The 16,502-nt window shown below is 70.7% G+C and carries 18 protein-coding genes and 1 pseudogene; 8 read left to right on the top strand and 11 right to left on the bottom strand.

Annotation, left to right across the window (positions count from 1 at the left end):
- Nucleotides 1-255: 255 nt before the first annotated feature.
- From EST92_RS32370 to EST92_RS25375, 7 genes are all read right to left on the bottom strand, one after another.
- Nucleotides 256-852, bottom strand: a complete 597-nt coding sequence (locus tag EST92_RS32370) for a chaplin (protein WP_129283109.1) — start codon at nt 850-852, stop codon at nt 256-258.
- Nucleotides 853-995: 143 nt separating this feature from the next.
- Entirely contained in the window at nt 996-1,400 is a 405-nt protein-coding gene (locus EST92_RS25350) for a rodlin (protein WP_129283110.1), read from the bottom strand.
- Between the two features lie 456 nt (nt 1,401-1,856).
- Nucleotides 1,857-2,264 (bottom strand): rodlin, encoded by a 408-nt coding sequence (locus tag EST92_RS25355; protein ID WP_129283111.1) that lies wholly within the window; start codon nt 2,262-2,264, stop codon nt 1,857-1,859.
- Between the two features lie 334 nt (nt 2,265-2,598).
- A complete protein-coding gene (locus EST92_RS25360; protein WP_129283112.1) occupies nt 2,599-2,886 on the bottom strand; it encodes a hypothetical protein in 288 nt (95 codons plus the stop codon).
- Between the two features lie 271 nt (nt 2,887-3,157).
- Nucleotides 3,158-3,391: a chaplin gene (locus EST92_RS25365; RefSeq protein WP_129283113.1), complete on the bottom strand. Its 234-nt coding sequence runs from the start codon at nt 3,389-3,391 to the stop codon at nt 3,158-3,160.
- Between the two features lie 358 nt (nt 3,392-3,749).
- Nucleotides 3,750-4,157: a rodlin gene (locus tag EST92_RS25370; protein WP_129283114.1), complete on the bottom strand. Its 408-nt coding sequence runs from the start codon at nt 4,155-4,157 to the stop codon at nt 3,750-3,752.
- Nucleotides 4,158-4,402: 245 nt separating this feature from the next.
- Nucleotides 4,403-4,648 carry a chaplin gene (locus tag EST92_RS25375; RefSeq protein ID WP_129283115.1) on the bottom strand — a complete coding sequence of 82 codons (246 nt, stop codon included), beginning with the start codon at nt 4,646-4,648 and terminating at the stop codon, nt 4,403-4,405.
- A 359-nt stretch (nt 4,649-5,007) separates the two neighbouring features.
- Between EST92_RS25375 and EST92_RS25380 the strand changes: the two genes are divergently transcribed.
- Complete coding sequence (locus tag EST92_RS25380; RefSeq protein WP_129283116.1) at nt 5,008-6,690, top strand: bifunctional 3'-5' exonuclease/DNA polymerase; 1,683 nt, start codon at nt 5,008-5,010, stop codon at nt 6,688-6,690.
- 57 nt (nt 6,691-6,747) lie between these two features.
- Here EST92_RS25380 and EST92_RS25385 read toward each other — a convergent pair.
- A pseudogene (locus tag EST92_RS25385) lies at nt 6,748-7,057 on the bottom strand (zinc ribbon domain-containing protein); the annotation flags it as partial.
- A gap of 338 nt (nt 7,058-7,395) precedes the next feature.
- Here EST92_RS25385 and EST92_RS25390 point away from each other — a divergent pair.
- A complete protein-coding gene (locus EST92_RS25390; protein ID WP_254069005.1) occupies nt 7,396-8,319 on the top strand; it encodes an alpha/beta hydrolase in 924 nt (307 codons plus the stop codon).
- Nucleotides 8,320-8,367: 48 nt separating this feature from the next.
- Here the strand turns inward: EST92_RS25390 and EST92_RS25395 are convergent, their stop codons facing one another.
- Nucleotides 8,368-9,024, bottom strand: coding sequence for a TetR/AcrR family transcriptional regulator (locus EST92_RS25395; RefSeq protein ID WP_129283118.1), 657 nt, complete (start codon nt 9,022-9,024; stop codon nt 8,368-8,370).
- 135 nt (nt 9,025-9,159) lie between these two features.
- Here EST92_RS25395 and EST92_RS25400 point away from each other — a divergent pair, with 135 nt between their 5' ends.
- Entirely contained in the window at nt 9,160-9,858 is a 699-nt protein-coding gene (locus EST92_RS25400; RefSeq protein WP_129283119.1) for a spheroidene monooxygenase, read from the top strand.
- 57 nt (nt 9,859-9,915) lie between these two features.
- Nucleotides 9,916-10,398 (top strand): RidA family protein, encoded by a 483-nt coding sequence (locus tag EST92_RS25405; RefSeq protein WP_254069006.1) that lies wholly within the window; start codon nt 9,916-9,918, stop codon nt 10,396-10,398.
- A gap of 208 nt (nt 10,399-10,606) precedes the next feature.
- On the opposite strand, the gene EST92_RS25410 is transcribed toward EST92_RS25405, so the two are convergent.
- Complete coding sequence (locus EST92_RS25410) at nt 10,607-11,800, bottom strand: acyltransferase family protein (RefSeq protein WP_129283120.1); 1,194 nt, start codon at nt 11,798-11,800, stop codon at nt 10,607-10,609.
- Nucleotides 11,801-12,232: 432 nt separating this feature from the next.
- A complete protein-coding gene (locus EST92_RS25415; RefSeq protein ID WP_129283121.1) occupies nt 12,233-13,117 on the bottom strand; it encodes a glycerophosphodiester phosphodiesterase family protein in 885 nt (294 codons plus the stop codon).
- Between the two features lie 477 nt (nt 13,118-13,594).
- Here EST92_RS25415 and EST92_RS25420 point away from each other — a divergent pair, with 477 nt between their 5' ends.
- From EST92_RS25420 to EST92_RS25435, 4 genes are all read left to right on the top strand, one after another.
- Complete coding sequence (locus tag EST92_RS25420; protein ID WP_129283122.1) at nt 13,595-14,083, top strand: hypothetical protein; 489 nt, start codon at nt 13,595-13,597, stop codon at nt 14,081-14,083.
- 15 nt (nt 14,084-14,098) lie between these two features.
- Nucleotides 14,099-14,554, top strand: coding sequence for a hypothetical protein (locus EST92_RS31235; protein WP_154073994.1), 456 nt, complete (start codon nt 14,099-14,101; stop codon nt 14,552-14,554).
- Nucleotides 14,555-14,566: 12 nt separating this feature from the next.
- Nucleotides 14,567-15,244 carry a response regulator transcription factor gene (locus tag EST92_RS25430; protein ID WP_129283123.1) on the top strand — a complete coding sequence of 226 codons (678 nt, stop codon included), beginning with the start codon at nt 14,567-14,569 and terminating at the stop codon, nt 15,242-15,244.
- Between the two features lie 4 nt (nt 15,245-15,248).
- Nucleotides 15,249-16,502 (top strand): HAMP domain-containing sensor histidine kinase (locus EST92_RS25435; protein WP_135789064.1); only part of this gene is annotated, 1,254 nt, incomplete at its 3' end.

Below are 16,502 nucleotides of genomic sequence, written 5' to 3' on the forward strand. Positions count from 1 at the left end.
GTCCCCCTCCCTGAGCGACACCACGCCCCTGCCCGTACCACCGAGCCCCGGGCCCTCACCCATAGATCCGCACGATCCGTCGTACGCCCCCGGGGCGGCCGCCTGCCGCTGCCTCGCCCGCCGACAGCGCGACGGCGGCGCCCGGTCGAACCGTCCTGTCTGGTCGGCGGCCGGCTCCACCGGGCGGTGCGGGCCGAGCGGCCCGTCGGACCCGGCCGCCGGGCCCCCGGCCACCGCCCGGCGGCCGTCCCCGCCTCATCTGTGCCGCGGACGCGCCCTGCGCAGCAGCAGTACGCCGCCCAGCAGCAGCCCACCGCCCGTACCTGCCAGCGCACTCAGCGCAGCGGGCCCGGTGGCGGCCAGCGCGGATCCCGCCGACGTCCCGGCCCGCGCCACCTCATCCACGCGTACGTCCGGTGCGGGGCGCGGGGCGGGCCTGGGGGCATGCGCCACCGGCGCCGGCACCGGAGCAGGGCGCTCGGCGCGTTCCGGCCCCGGGCGCTGCACCGGCTCTGCGTGCTTCGCCGGCCCCGCGGTCCTCCAGTGCACCCCCGGGGCGCCCTCCGCCTGCGGCGGGCGCGGCCCCGGAGGCGGTTGCTGCATGGTCGGCGGCGCACCGTTCCCGCACCCGTTGCCGAATGCCGGGTTGAGCGCCGCGCCCGCGTCCACCGTATTGCCACACGCATTGACCGGGGTGTCCACGGTCACCTGGATGCTGTTTCCGGACAGCACCCCGGGAGAGTTCGTCGTGCCTCCCCCGGCGCCGGCATCCGCGTACGCCGCGCCGCAATTCGCACCGAGCGCACCCGACGCCGCCACCACGAACACGCACGCCTTCAGGCTCTGTCGCATCTCTCGTCCTTCCTCCGCAGTCATGGCGTACGGACCGCCACCCGCCACTCCCCCGTGCCGCTCACGCGACCGGGCGGTCGGCAGCGCATGCGCGGAGCCGACCGCCCGAGACACCAGCGGTTCTGCGGCCGGGCCGTTGGCCGTCAGCCGTTGCCGACACCGTTCCCGGAGAGGATCGGGATGTCGTCGACGATGTGCGACAGCGGGTCGTCGCCCTTTGCCTGGGTCGAGTTCTCGGTGCACTGCTGGTTCTGCGAGCTGGACAGCACGTTGACGTCCTGCGCCGCGATCGGCGCCAAACCACCGAGGATCTGGAGATCGAGCTTGCCCAGACCGAGGCAGGGCTTGTTCAGCGAGCCCTGGACGAGCCCGAGCTGCGGGCTCAGGGCGCCGCGCGTGGTCGAGTTGCCGAAGGCCGACGCCGCCCCGTTTGCGTTGACCGTCCTGGTGCCGTGCTGGTCACCGATCGCCATGGCCTGCGGAGCGGCCATGGCGGAAGTGCCGACCAACGACGCCGCCACTGCCGCGCCCGCGATCATCTTGTTCATCACGAAAACCCTTCAGGAGAAGGAACTCCCGACACGGGAGCCCTGTTTGAACAACCCGCCACAACGGCTTGAGTTCTGCATCATCACCCGAATAGCTGGCACGAACTTCCCACAGCGACCTCACCGTCGCCGCGGCGGCCGGCAACGCCCCAATTCGCGTAACGACAGTGCGACTTGTCGGCCCGGTACGGCAATTCGCTTTGCATGCCACAGGGCCTGCGATACCGATGAACGGTTTCGCAGGCCCTGCTTGGTTACGGACGGCATGCCAATGCCCCGGCAGCCCCATCAATCGCACAAGGGCATTGGCAGCTTCCCTTCACACGCCATTTCCAACGATCCGGCTCACCGGAATTCAGTCACGAGCGAATAACATTTCCGCTCCGGAGCCGGACAGCGGAAACCCGGGCCGCCCGGAAGAAGGAGGACCGGGCGGCCCGGGTCGTACGCGGCCGGTCAGTGGTTGTGGACGCCGTTGCCGGAGAGGATCGGGATGTTGTCCAGAACGTGCGACAGCGGGTCGTCGCCCTTTGCCTGGGTCGAGTTCTCGGTGCACTGCTGGTTCTGCGCGCTGGACAGCACGTTGATGTCCTGCAGCGCGATCGGGGTCGCCCCGGCGAGAGACTGGACCGGCACCTTGCCCACAGCGATGCAGGGCTTGTTCAGCGAGCCTTGGATCAGGCCGATCTGCGGGCTCATGTAACCGTACGTGGTCGAGTTCCCGTAGAACTGCGTGGCGCCGTTGCCGTTGACGGTGGACGGTCCGTGCTGGTTACCGATCGCCATCGCATCGGGGGCGGCAGCGGCGCCCACGCCGACAATCGACGCAGCCGCGGCCGCGGTCGCCAGAGCCTTCTTGATCATTTTGGTCCTTCGTGTTTTCGGGATGCCCTTGGGCCGGGCAATCTGCCCAACTCGCAAGGAGGTTTTTGGTTGTTGCCATTCACTCAAACAGCCGCGCCCTCGGCCGTTTCAGCCGCTCGGCTTCACGACCGGGCGCCGGCGCTCGGAAGGAGAAACGGCCGAGGCGTGGTGCGGCTCCTGGCACCTGAATCCGCAGCCACGTACCGCGAAATCTCGATATCCGCATCGAACTACCTGGCGTGGGTACGGGCTGGGAATTCCACACCCGTCGCCGTTCCCGGGCCGGGCAGCTCCGAGATCCGCCCTCCGGCGGTCAACGCCACCCGCCCGGGAATTACTTGAGCGGCAGCCCGCCGAGCAACGGAGTCTTCTTGGCCGTCCCGGCAACGCCACGGAGCAGCTTCTTCGCGTTGGTCGACTTGACCTTGCCCTCCGCAGCCTTGACCGTATTGATCAGCGGAGTGAGCTGGTGGCCGTCCAGCTGCTTGTTGCTCAGGGCGTCGGTCAGCCCGCCATTGAGGCTCATGGTCGGCGCGCCGGGCTGGGCCGCAAAAGCGGGGGCGGCGACCCCCAGTGCCATGACGGAACCGGCGACAACCGCAGCAGACTTTGCGTACTTCACTTCAACTGTCCCTTCTCGGGCGGTGCTTGACGGTCCCGCGACATCAGCGCCACGTGAGCACTCACTTCGCTGCTCGGGTCACCGCTTTCAGCGTGATTAACGAGTGCCTTCGTCCGGGGAAACCCTGAAGTTCAGCTCTTCTCGGCTCATCCGCCCGAAAATTGGAGGGGTTATGCGGGTGCCCACTGGAAATGAAGGGCAACCGGCCCCGGCGCACAGGGGACCGCGCACCGGGGCCGGGTCACATCGACACGGCTCGAATTTCTTCGAGTCAGTGGTTCAGGCAGGTGTTGCCGAACGCCGGGTTCAGCAGAGCAACGATGTTGATGGTGTTGCCGCACAGGTTGATCGGAATGTGGACCGGAACCTGGATGGCGTTGCCGGAGAGGACTCCGGGGGAGTTCTTGGCGCCCCCTGCGGCACCGGCGTCGGCGAACGCCGGCGCTGCCGAGCCCACCGCCATGAGCGTGCCGGCGGTGATTGCTGCGACCTTTGCGTACTTCACTTTCTGCCCTTCCTTGCAGCGGGTCCGTAGCGCACACGACCGTCGTGTCGCTCGGGCGCTGTGCCCGTAACGCCGCTGCCGATATTGGTAACGATTTGCCCTCGTGGACGAAACTCTTGCCGGGAGGTTTTCGGAGGAATCGCCCGAAGGGTGCACGACCGTTTCGAGAGATTGCCACCGCGCATACGACGCGGAAAAAACACCGGAGTTCGAACAGACGAGGTATCCGCCGAATACGAATTCCTACCGAAAGGGGGATCGAGAAATTCCGTCCCTACGGTTCGTAACGGGGTACCGCAGGACCCGGACCGCCCTGGAAAGGAGAGCCGGCGGTCCGGGCCTGCGGCCGATGGCCGGCTCAGTGGTTGCCGACGCCGTTGCCCGACAGGATCGGGATGTCGTCGACGATGTGCGACAGCGGGTCGTCGCCCTTTGCCTGGGTCGAGTTCTCGGTGCACTGCTGGTTCTGCGAGCTGGACAGCACGTTGATGTCCTGCAGCGCGATCGGGGTCGCCCCGGCGAAGATCTGGGCGTCCACCTTGCCCACGGCGAGGCAGGGCTTGTTCAGCGAGCCCTGGATGAGCTCCAGCTGCGGGCTCATCCGGCCCAGGGTCGTGGAGTTGCCGAACGCGCTCTTGGCGCCGTTCCCGTTGACCGTGGACGTGCCGTTTTGGTTCCCGATCGCCATCGCCTGCGGGGCGGCCGTCGCCGAGATTCCGACGACGGACGCGGCTACAGCCGTCGTGGCCAGGACCTTCTTGATCACGATTTACCCTTCTCGAAGCGGAGTGCCCGTATCCGGAGCGCCCTGGTCAACTCGCTTCCGAGGGAGCGGTTTCGCCGTTTCACCCGAATGCCACGAAACCAATAGACACATATCATTGACGCTGCGCCGCGTTGCGTGGTCGGCGCCTTTTGGGCATACGAAAGGCCGGTACGGAATGCGTACCGGCCTTTGCTGCCGAGAGGCCCCACCCGGGCGCAGGCCGGGCCTCAAGCACCGTACGGTGGTCAGAGGTTGACGCAGGTGTTGCCGAAAGCCGGGTTCAGCAGCGCACCGGCGTCGACGGTGTTGCCGCAAATGTTGAGCGGCAGGTCGATCGGGACCTGAATGAGGTTGCCGGAGACAACGCCCGGAGAGTTCTGTGCAACGCCCGCGGCGCCGGCGCCACTGTAGGCGCTGGCCACACCGGCCCCGCCCACGACGGCAATGCCCGCGGCGGCGGACAGGACAGCGGCCTTGGAGACAAACTTCACGGTGAACCTCTTCACTGAGCAGCAAGCAGATATCTGTGATGCGCCGCTTTGCGCGACAAGCTGCTCAACGCACCAACAAGGGGAAAGTAGCGCTTCATTCGGGTGAATGCGTGATTCGATGGCCGAAGGAATTCAGCGCCAACATATTCCTCATCCTTGCGTCTCCCGCACCAATCTCCCGGTGCCACAAAGTGGTTGTCGGTCGCGAGGCGTCGTCCCATGGCGCCGTGAAGTGGCTGCTGAGCAGGCGCCGCCCGGCGGAGAGCGGTGTCCCCGGCTTCCGCGCCGGCGGGGGCTCGGCATGTGTCGTCCGTGCTGGTCAGGGCCCGTTGTCAGACCCTGGTGCAAGACTCGGGGTCATGAGATGGGCGGTGGCGGAGACGGGCGACGGGGGTGCTCGTCTCTGCCCGCTCGCCCCGGACGGACGGGCCGCGGGGCCGGTGCTGCGGCAGCCCTCGCTCGCCGCGGCCGTGCGCAGCCGTCCCGAGGTCGAGCGGTGGGTGTGGCGGTCCACGGCGGAGATCTACCGGCCGCTGCTGGCGGCGGGCGTGCGGGTCGAGCGCTGCTATGACGTGGAGGCCGCGGAGGCGCTGCTGATCGGCCATGAGGAGGGGCAGTACGGCCAGCCGCGTTCGCTGGCCGCTGCCTGGGCGCGGCTGCACGGCCTGCCCGTTCCGCAGGACGGGCCCGCCCGTACGGCGCAGACCCAGCCGTCCCTGTTCGAGCCGGGCCCGGTGCCACTGCCGCCCGGCACGGACGAGCTCGCCGCGCTGCTGGAGGTCTATGCCGGCCAGGTGGCGCGTACGGAGAAGGCGGAACATCCGGAGCGGATGCGGCTGCTGCTCGCCGCCGAGTCCGCGGGCATGCTGGTCGCCTCGGAAATGGGGCGGGCCGGGGTGCCCTGGCGGGCAGATGTGCACCGTGAACTCCTCGACCGGCTGCTGGGCGCGCGCTATCCGGGCGGGCTGGAGCCGCGGCGGATGGCGGAGCTGGCCGATGAGGTGTCCCGGGCGTTCGGCACGGACGCGCGGGTCCGCCCGGATCTGCCCCAGGACATCGTCAAGGCCTTTGCCCGCGCCGGGATTTCCCTCACCTCGACCCGCAAGTGGGAGCTCCAGCGGATCGATCATCCGGCGGTGGCGCCGCTGTTGGCGTACAAGACGCTCTACCGTCTGCACACCGCCCATGGCTGGTCGTGGCTCCAGCAGTGGGTGCACGACGGCCGTTTCCGCCCCGAGTATCTGCCCGGCGGCACGGTCTCCGGCCGGTGGACCACCAACGGCGGCGGCGCACTCCAGATCCCCAAGGTGGTCCGGCAGGCCGTACGCGCCGATCCGGGGTGGCGCCTGGTGGTGGCCGACGCCGACCAGATGGAGCCGCGGGTGCTGGCGGCCGTCTCCCGCGACCGGGGCCTGATGGAGGTGGCCGGCAGCGGCGCGGATCTGTACGCGGATCTGGCGGCCCGGGCGTTCGGCGGCGACCGCGACCGGGCCAAGCTCGCCCTGCTGGGCGCCATTTACGGCCAGACCTCCGGCGATGCCCTCACGCACCTGGCCGATCTGCGCCGCCGCTATCCGGCCGCGGTGGCGTATGTGGACGAGGCGGCACGCGCGGGCGAGGAGGGCCGGCTGGTGCGCACCTGGATGGGGCGCACCTGCCCGCCGGTGTCCGTGGTACCGCCCGACGAGGCGGGCCTGCCCCAGGAGGAGGAGCAGGAGTCCGGGTACCGCACCGGCTCGGCCGCCGCCCGCGCCCGCGGCCGGTTCACCCGTAATTTCGTCGTCCAGGGCAGCGCGGCCGACTGGGCGTTGCTGGTGCTGGCCGCGCTGCGCCGGGCGCTGTCCGAGGGCGGGCTCCGCGCCGAGATGGTCTTCTTCCAGCACGACGAGGTGATCGTGCACTGCCCTGCCGAGGAGGCGGCGACCGTGTCCGGGGCGATCACCGCGGCGGCCGCGACGGCGGGGCGGATCGCGTTCGGCGACACCCCCGTCCGCTTTCCGTTCACCACAGCGGTGGTGGAGTGCTATGCGGACGCGAATTGACTCCTTCCCCTCGTAAACGAGGGGGATTCCTAGCTCACGTCGCCTGCGGCCCGGCGGACCAGCAGGTCTTACACGATCGGCACCAGCCGGGTACGAGGCCGGCCCGGACCTGGGGGCACCTCCCAGCGGTAGCTGGGGGACATCACGCGGGCGGAGTTTTGTCCCTGGGCGAGACGGCTCCGCACGCGCTGCAGGCATACGTTCTCTCGGAAAGAGGTAGTGCGTGCTTGGTTCTCGCTCCGCACTGCGCACAGTCCCGCGTGGTGTGCGCAGGATGGACCAGGTACACGGCATGGCCGTGCTTGCGGCCCATCTCGACCAGGGCCTTCTTCATGGCGCTGATCGCCGCGTCAGCGGCCTTGCGGGCCCTGTTGATCTTTGCGGTGTCTCTCACCAGGGCGGACGGCGGACGCCGATTAGCCCGGCGGCGGTTCGGCTTTCCCTGCCCCGCTCCACGGAGGCCGGATTCTCCCCCGCAAGCGGGAGGCGCCCCCCACCCCAGGCCGCAGCCTGGGGCATGCTCCGGAAGGTTCGGTGGCCGGGGCTCCGGAGGGTGTCGGTGGTGGCGGGGAGGGTGCGGGGTGAGCAGAATGCATGGCTCCTACACGATCACCGGAGGCCCCTGTGCCCTTCCCGTCGGGAATAACCGTCCACCCTGAACTCGCACCATATCTGGGAGACTTGCCGCCGTACTCCGATCCCTTCGTGGACATCGCGGCGACCCGTGAGCGGTTCGGGGAGCTGCTGGCTGCGACCCCGGCCGACCGCACCGGGGTGCGCAGCCGGCGGTACGACATCCCGCGGGAGGACGGCAGCGCCCTGACGGTCGAGGTCTACCGTCCCGAGGCCGCCGAGGCCGCCGAAGGCTCCGGGGGCTCCTCGCCGGGCGGCGCGCTGCCCGCCGTACTGCACTTCCACGGCGGCGGGTACGCCATCGGCCGCGCCCTGCCGGGACAGGACAAGACGGCCATCGACCTCTGCCGTGAGCTGCCCGCCGTGACCATCGCCGTCGAATACCGCCTCGCGCCCGAGCACCGCTGTCCGGCGGGGGTGGAGGACTGCTACCGCGCGCTGGAGTGGACCGCACAGCGGGCGGCCGAGCTCGGCATCGACCCCCAACGGATCGCCGTCACCGGGAAATCCGCGGGCGGCGGGCTGAGCGCGGCGGTGGCCCAGATGTCCCGCGACCGCGGCGGACCGGCCCTCGCCTACCAGTCGATGTGCGTACCGGACCTCGACGACCGCATCGCCGACGAGCCGGTCCCGGCGCCTGCCGAGCACGCACCGAGCCCGTGGGTCAACAGCCTCCGCACGATCCGCAGGTCGTGGCAGCACTATCTGCCGGAGGGGAGCGCAGCCGGTGCCTACGCCGCGGCGGCCCGCGCCGAGGACCTCACGGGGCTGCCGCCGGCCTATGTCGTGGTCTGCGATCTCGATCCGCTGCGGGACGGGGGGCTGGCGTATGCGCGGCGGCTGATGGACGCGGGGGTACAGGTCACCGTCCGCAATGTGCCCGGAGCCTGGCACGGCTTCGAGCTGCACGCACCGCGGACGCGGCTCGCGCGGGAGATGGCGGCGCACTGGACGGGGCACCTGCGGGCGGCGTTGTATCCGGCGGCGGCGTCTTAGGCCGTCCGGTGAGGGCGTCCGTTCAAGCCGTTCCGTCAGGGCGTCCGGTCAGGGCGTTCCGTCCGGCGTCCGGTCAAGGCGTCCGGTCGCCCGGGCCCCGTCGCCCGGGTGACCGACCGTTGAGATCAGGCCACGGGTGAGCCGCACCATCGCGGCGACCAGGGGCTCGCGGGGGCGGTCGGGGCGCTCCAGCCACCACAGGGCGAGACCGTGGAGCGAGCTGCGGATCGCCTCGCCGAGCGGCTCCAGTTCGGCCTCGGGGATGCCGGGGACGAACTCGCGCAGCAGCGCCATGTCCGTCTCCCGCTGTCTGCGCTGCAACTCCTGGTGGAAGGCCTGCACTTCGGGGTCCCCGGTGGTGTCCCGGAACATCATGCGCCAGGTGTACGGATGGCCCTGCACATGCGCGAACCAGGCGTCGTACATCGCCGTCAGCCTCCCCTCCAGATCGCCCTCGCCGTGCAGGAGTTCACCGATCGGGGCGGCGGCCAGCTCATCGCGGTGCCGCTCCAGCAGGGCGAGGTGCAGCTCCTGTTTGGAGTCGAAGTGGCGGTAGAGCATCGGCTTGCTCAGGCCCGCTTCGGCCGCGATCTCCCCGATGGTCGTGCCCGCGAAGCCGCGCTCCGCGAACAGCCGGGCCGCGGTGTCCTCGATGCGTGTCCTGGCCGCGGCTCGCGCGGCGCGGCTCCGGTCGATCTCGTTCATGCGCTCCCACCCTGCAATCTGGCTTGTTCCGGCCGGCCTTTTCGGGTCGCTGTGGCCTCTGCAATGAAGCATACTAGGTCGTGTACCGACTGGTACACGCTTCAGTAACATCGATCGAGGAACGGGGGACCTGCCGTGATCGTTTCCGTCCATGTCGCAGATATCGGTGTCCGCTCCGTGCGCGGCGTCCTCCGCGCGTGCCCACGTCCGGACGGGACACCCGGCCTGCGCTGGGCCCAGACCGCACTCACCGGCCTCATCGCCGCCGGCCCGCCCCGGCTGCGTCCCGGCCGGGCCACACTGCTCGCCGCGTGGGAGGACGATGCCGCGCTCGACCGCTTCCTCGCCGAGGCCCCGCTGGCGCGACGGCTGGCCGGCGGCTGGCAGGTGCGGCTGCAGCCGCTCCGGATCTCCGGAGCCTGGCCCGCGCTGCCGGTGGAGATCGACCCCGGTGCCGCGCCGGACGAGGAGGACGGGCCGGTCGCCGTGCTCACCCTGGGGCAGCTGCGGCTGCGTCGCGCGCTGCCGTTCCTGCGGGCCAATTCCCGGACCGCAGGCCGCGCCGCGGCGGATCCGTCGCTGCTCGCTTCGGTCGCCGTGGCCCGGCCGCCCCGCTTCGTCGGCACCTTCTCCCTCTGGCGGAGCACGTCGGCGATGTGCCGGTACGCGTACGGGACCGCCCTCCCCGAGCACAAGAAAGCCGTCAGGGAGCACCGGGCGAAACCGTTCCATCATGAGGCGGCGTTCCTGCGTTTCCGGCCCTACGGTGCGCAGGGAACGCTGGACGGCCATGAGCCGGAGACGCTTGAATCCCTGGGAGGCGGGGCGCACTGACGGCGTAGGCGAGCCCGCGGAATGCATGACGAGGCCGGGACGAGCGCGGGAGCAGGGATGACGACCGAGAGCGGCGAGCACGGCGAGTACGGCGGAAACGGCACGCACGGCGGGGATGCGGACGCGCGGCTCGACGGGCTGGAGCGCATCAACCCACCGCATCTCGCGCCGCCGACCGGCTTCAGCCATGCCGTCCGCGCCGCCTCGGGCACCACGGTCTTTCTCGCCGGGCAGACCGCGCTCGACGGATCGGGCCGGATCGTCGGGGACGGCATCGTCGAGCAGTTCGAGCGGGCGCTGACCAACCTCCTGGAGGTCGCGTCGGCCGCCGGCGCCGGCCCGGCCGACCTCGCCAAGCTCACCGTCTTCGCCGTCGATGTCGCCGACTACCGCCGGCATGCCCGCGAGCTCGGCCAGGTGTGGAAGCGCCTGGCCGGCGGCGACTATCCGGCGATGGCCGTGATCGGTGCCACCCGCCTGTGGGACGAGGCGGCACTGGTCGAGATCGAGGGCATCGCCGTCGTCAGTGAGCGGCGGTAGCGGCGACGCCACCCCCGTCCATTCCTTCCACCCGTCCGCCCGCACACACCAGAGGCGCCCGCTCCACCGTCCTCCGGTGGAGCGAACGCCCCTGACGCTGTTCTCCGATCTCGGACGCACGTTCCGTCACAGACGTGCGCCTCCACGACGTGCGCTTCCCGTCACGGACCCCGAGGTGTCCCCGCGCTCGGTGCCCGACCGCGTCCGCTCAGTGCCGGCTGCGGGCCATCCCCACCGGGTCCTTCTTGAACGCCCAGGTCATCTTGGGCTCCATGGCCCACCGGAAGGTCCGCTGCACGGGCGGCGTACACAGCAGGGTGATGACCGTGCCCGCGACGATCGTCAGCACGACGGCGCCCCAGGGCGTGTGCATCCACGGGTTGTCGTACCAGTTCCAGAAGCGCGAGCCCTTGGCCAGGAAGCCGTGCAGCAGATAGCCGTACAGCGTCCCCGCGCCCAGCGCCGTGCACCACATCGTGCGGCCCGGGATCCAGGCGAAGAAGCAGGCCACGAGCACCAGCGAACAGCCGAACATCGCCAGCGTCATCACCGCGCCGCTCCACCACGGGGCGGCGAGTTCCTGCGCGGCATCGCGGTGGTAGAACCACGCGGCGTTCATCCGCGGCGCCGCCCAGTACGCGAAGACCAGCGCGGCCGCGAAGACCGGGACGGCCAGGATCCGCGCCTTCTTGCGGCGTACCAGCTTGAAGTGCTCCGGCCGCAGCGACAGCCCGATCACGAAGAACGGCAGGAACTGCAGCACCCGCTGGAGGTCCAGATCGTCGCCGATGTCCGGGGAGATGGACGCGAGCACCGCGATGGCCAGCGCCAGCGGGACCGGCCAGCGCACGATCTTCCACAGCGGGGTGGTGAGCCGCCAGATGAACAGCGCGGCCAGGAACCAGGTCAAATACCAGGGGTCCGTGAGACTGATCGGATATCCCGGATCGTCGTCCGCCCACCTCTTGAAGAGCGTGTAGGCGACTTCGAAGAGGATGTAGGGAACGGCGACCCCGGTAATCAGCCGCTGCAGCCGGTCCTTGCGCATATCGAAACTGCGCGAGAAATAGCCGGAGATGATGATGAACGCCGGCATATGAAAGGCGTAGACGGTGATGTAGAGCGCCGCCGCGGACCGGCTGCCATCACGCAGCGGCTCCCAGGAGTGCCCCATCGCCACCAGCACGATGGCCAGATACTTCGCGTTGTCGAAAAAGGCATCGCGCGGCTTCGCCTTGGTATCGGCCTTGGTATCGGCCGTGGCCTCGTTCTTCGCCCGGCTGCCGCCCCGACCCGCAGCACGGCGCTGGGGCCGGGCCTGCGAAGTACCGCCCGCGGCCGGGGAATCGGCGGGTGATCGGACGGCCGTCGCCGTGGCGGACGTCGGCGCCACGGGGGTCATCGTGGCCGTCGCACCTGCGGCTTCCGCCGGCGTCGTGGCACCCGTATGCGTCAGCGCGTCATGCGGCTGCTGCCGTGGCGGGGGAAGCGGAACCCGCCGTTCGCCGTACGCCGGAAAGTCGTTCGTCAAGGAGCCTCCCGAAAGGTTCCCAGGGGAGGAACTGGAAGATGGCCCGCACCGGGCCGCACATCGGAACCCAAAAGCCAAATCCTGCGTCTTAGTTCTTTTACGGGGAGCGTGGCGGCTTCGAACATCCCAGGCACCTTAGCCCCGCGGCGGGAATCACGTAAATCCCCGACTGCCACGCCCACGCGCGGCGCATCCGCCCTCCACAGCTCCTTCACGGAGCGCGGACGGCGGTGCGGCGCCATGGCGTGGCCCGGCACCGCGAGCAAGTTGGACAATGCCCCTCGAATCACCGACCGTTGCCCATTATTCAATAACACCGTCGACGCCCCGCGCACGCACGGACCGCGCGGTGGTGTTCTTCGCCACGTCCCACGCATAGACCTCCAGGGGGCGCCCGTGCGGCCCGCGCAGCCGGTGCACGGCCGCCAACCAGCCCGAACTGACCGCGGAAACCGGGGGGTTGATCTGATCGGCGAACCGCGCGTAGCCCGCCAGCCGGCGCACGTCGGGCGCCCCCAGAATTCCGGTACGCACCTGCGGTGCCCGCTCGTGCACGGCCTTGACGCAGCGCACGGAGAAGCTCTGGATCACCAGCCGGCTGCGGACATGGGCGCGATCCAGCCACCCCAGGGCCCGTAGTTCGCGGAGGACCTGCGCCTCGATACCGGGGTATTTCTCCGGCGCCTTGATCTCCAGCAGCAGCCGCTGTCCGTTGTGGTCCAGACGGCGCAGATAGGCCGCGAGCGTCGGCACCCGCTCCCCCGCGAACCGTCCGCCGAACCAGCTCCCGGCGTCCAGTCGCGCGATCTCGGCGGCCGTGAAGTCTCCCACCCGCCACGGCGCCCGCCCGGGAAACACCGTCGCGGCATCGGTCGTCCGCTCCAGCGTGGCGTCGTGCAGCACCACCAGCCGACCGTCCTTGCTGCGCTGCACATCGTTCTCCACCCATATGAGTCCGCGGCGGTGTGCGGCGTCCACGGCGGCGAGGGTGTTCTCCGGCGCGTCACGGGAGGCGCCGCGGTGGGCGATCACCCGGGTCGCGGCGGTGCCGGGGCCGGCCCGGGCACCGCTGATCACGGCGACGTCCGCGTACTCCCCCGGTCCGGCGGAGAGCACGGACGACGACACCGCGGCAGTCACCAGGTAGGCGACCGCGGCAGCGGGTATCCGCAGCGATCTCCGAAGCATGCGGGGGCCTCCCGGTCCGCTCACCGCAGACGGCCCCGCCTGCGCCAGGTACGCCCCTCGGACCCTCCCTCGGGTCCAGGAACACGACTGTCCCCTCAACATGCCCGGATCCCCCCGCACCCGCCACGCGAGCGCCCCCCTGGGCCACCGGGTGCCACCGGCCCCTCCGAGACCGTTTCGCCAGGTCAGCGCGGGCGGGGAGGGGAGCCGGACGGGCGGGTGACCAGGTCCCACCCGGCCCGCCATCCGTGCGGTCCGCCATCCGTGCGGTCCGTCGCCCGTCGCCCGTCGCCCGTCGCCCGTCGCCCGTCGCCCGAGCATCGTGGTCCGCCGGGGCGTTGTGGGTCGCCCCACCCCGTATGTAGACCGTGTAACAACCGCCGATGGACGGCTGTTACACGGCTGACCACCCACCGAGAAGCACCCCTCATAGCTTCTGAACCGGCCGAACGACCCCCACGAACCGGAGCAGAAGCCATGAACGTCAGCACGAACAGGTCCCAGCGCATCAAGACGGCCCTCGGCGCCGGACTGGCCGCCGTCGCTGTCCTCGGCACGTTCGCCACCGCCCAGTCGGCGAACGCCGCCACCGCCCAACACCCCGCGCAGGCCGCCCGCACCAGCAGCGCCCCCTACGTCATCAACCACTACGGCGAGGAGAACGCGGACAAGGGCCGCGCCGAGCGCAGCCCCGCGCACCTGGTGCTCTCCGAATTCACCTCGGCCCAGGGCCTCCACTGGAAGCAGTGGGACGGCAAGCAGGCCGTGGCCACCGGCAAGGTCACCGGCAACTGGTGCCTGGAGACCTGCCTCGACAAGCCGTTGAACGCGACCGTCACCCTCTCGGACCCCAAGACCGTGCACGGCAAGAGGGTTTACTCCTCCTTCACCCTGAAGCTGGCCGACGGCGCCGGTAAGTACGATGCCGAGGACCTCGACGGCAAGCGCCCGCTCGCCACCAGCTGACGCGAAAGGCCCCCGATGCACAAGCCCACGGCCGTGGCCGCCGTCTGCGCGCTGCTGCTGACGGCCGTGGGCGTCACCGGATGCGGCACGCCTCCGCGGCCCCGGGTCGAGGGCCCCGCTCCCCGCCCCACCCCGTCCTCCGGGCCGGCCTATGTCTCCGACACCATGGGCCACCCGCTGACCCGTCCCACGGGCTTCGCCCTCACCGAGTTCTCTTCGGTCTCCCGGCTGAGCTGGCGCTCCTGGGGCGGACCGAAGGCCGTGGCCACCGGGCGGCTGTCCGGCAATTGGTGCCTTCCCCGGTGCACCGGCACCGGCTATCCGGCCACCATCGAACTCAGCCGTCTCCAGCGCCGGGAGAACGTCTCCTACTACACCCGTGCCGCCGTCCGCTCCTCCCATCTCCCGCCCGGCGGGCACGACGGAGAGACCGACCTGAGCGCGGTGCGACTGCCTCTCCCCGAGTCCTAGGAACTGCCGGCCATGACTGACGTGCTGCTCGTGGAGGACGACCCGTTGCTGCGGGAAGCCACCCAACTCTCCCTGGAACGCTACGGATACGGGGTGCGCGCCGCCTCCGACGGCCACGCCGGACTGGCCCTGTTCCACGACCGCGCGCCGGATGTCGTCGTCGTGGACGTCATGCTGCCCCGGCTCGGCGGGGTGAGCGTGGTACGCCGCATCCGCGCGGTGAGCCGGCTGCCGATGCTGATGGTCTCCGCGCGCACCGACCCCGTCGATGTCGTCCTAGGCCTGGAGGCGGGCGCCGACGACTACCTCACCAAGCCGTACGACATCCCCGTCCTCGTCGCCCGCATACGCGCGGCACTGCGCCGTACCGCGGACGCCGCCCCGAGCGAGCCGCCCCCGCACGCCACACGGCTGCGGTTCGGCGACCTCACCGTGGACACCGCCTCCATGGACGTCCACCGGGAGGGCCGACTGCTGGAACTCACCCCCACCGAGCGCCGGCTGGTGCTGGAATTCGCCGCGGAGCCCGGGGTGGTGCTCTCCCGGACCGTCCTGCTGGAGCGGGTGTGGGACTACGCCTGCGGCGGGGACGCCCGGGTCGTGGACGTCCATGTGAAGCGGCTGCGCGCCAAGATCGGCCGCGAGCGCATCGTGACCGTCCGGGGCTTCGGCTACAAGCTCGCGCCCTGACGCCATGGGACTGCGCACCAAGACCGCCCTGGTCATCGCCGCGACCGCCGCGATCGTCGCCACGCTCATCGGGCTGTTGGTGCATCACCGCACGGCCGAGGAGCAGCGGGCGAACGCGGCCCGCGCGGCCGATGCCCGGCTCGTCGACGCGGCAGCTGACTACGCGTCGGGCACCGACAGCGGCGCCCTGGTCAACCCGCCCGATCTGCCCGCCGCACTACGCGCGACCATCACCGACCGCCCCGTACGGGCCACCCTTCTCCAGCCCGCCCACGGCTCCCGACCCCCGGTGCTCTGGGCCGCCACCCGCAGCGGCCGCGACATCCTCGCGATCCGCCGTTCCTGTGCGCCCCAGGCCCGTGCCCTGGCCTCTCTCGACCGGGCGCTGGTCGGCTCCGGCGCCACCGTCACCGCCCTCGGCTGTGCGCTGGGAGTCCTCGCGGCGGCGGGTGCGGGACGCCGCATCACCGCGTCCGCCCGCACCGCCCAGCGGATCGCGGACGGCGATCTCACCGACCGCGTGCAGCCTCGGGGCAAGGACGAAATCGCCCGGCTCGGCGCCGCCGTCAACACCATGGCCGACGCCCTGAGCTCCCGCCTGGAGGCCGAACGACAGGTCACCGCCGACATCGCCCATGAGCTCCGCACCCCCGTGGCCGGACTGGTGACCGCCGTCGGGCTGCTCCCGCCCGGCCGCCCGGCCGAACTGGTCAGCGGCGGCGTGGAGACCCTGCGCACCCTGGTGGAAAACGTCCTGGAGGTGGCCAGGCTGGATGTGCCGGGCGTCGAGCAGGCACAGTGCGAGGAGATCCTCCCGAGCACCCTGGCGCACCGCGCCGCCGCCCTGGCCGACGAGGACCTCGACATCCGCGTACACCGCGAATCCGTCGTGACGACCGACCCCCGCCGCGTCGAACGCATCCTGGCCAACCTGATCACCAACGCCCACCGACACGGCGCCCCACCGGTCACCCTGGACGTGGACGGCACCGCGCTCCACGTACGCGACCACGGCCCCGGCTTCCCCACCGACCTACTGACCCACGGCCCCCAACGCTTCCGCACCACCCCCCACGACCACACCCCGGGCATCGGCCTCGGCCTCACCATCGTCACCGGCCAGGCCCGCGTACTGAACGCCCAAGTGACCTACGAAAACCCCCCGGACGGGGGCGCCCGAGCGACGGTGGTCTTGCGGTCGCGGGTGGGTGACGTGGACTGGTGGCGCCCTCATCCCCGCTCGAACCTGTCACAGGAC

The sequence above is a fragment of the Streptomyces sp. TM32 genome (assembly GCF_004122755.1).
Taxonomy (GTDB): domain Bacteria; phylum Actinomycetota; class Actinomycetes; order Streptomycetales; family Streptomycetaceae; genus Streptomyces; species Streptomyces sioyaensis.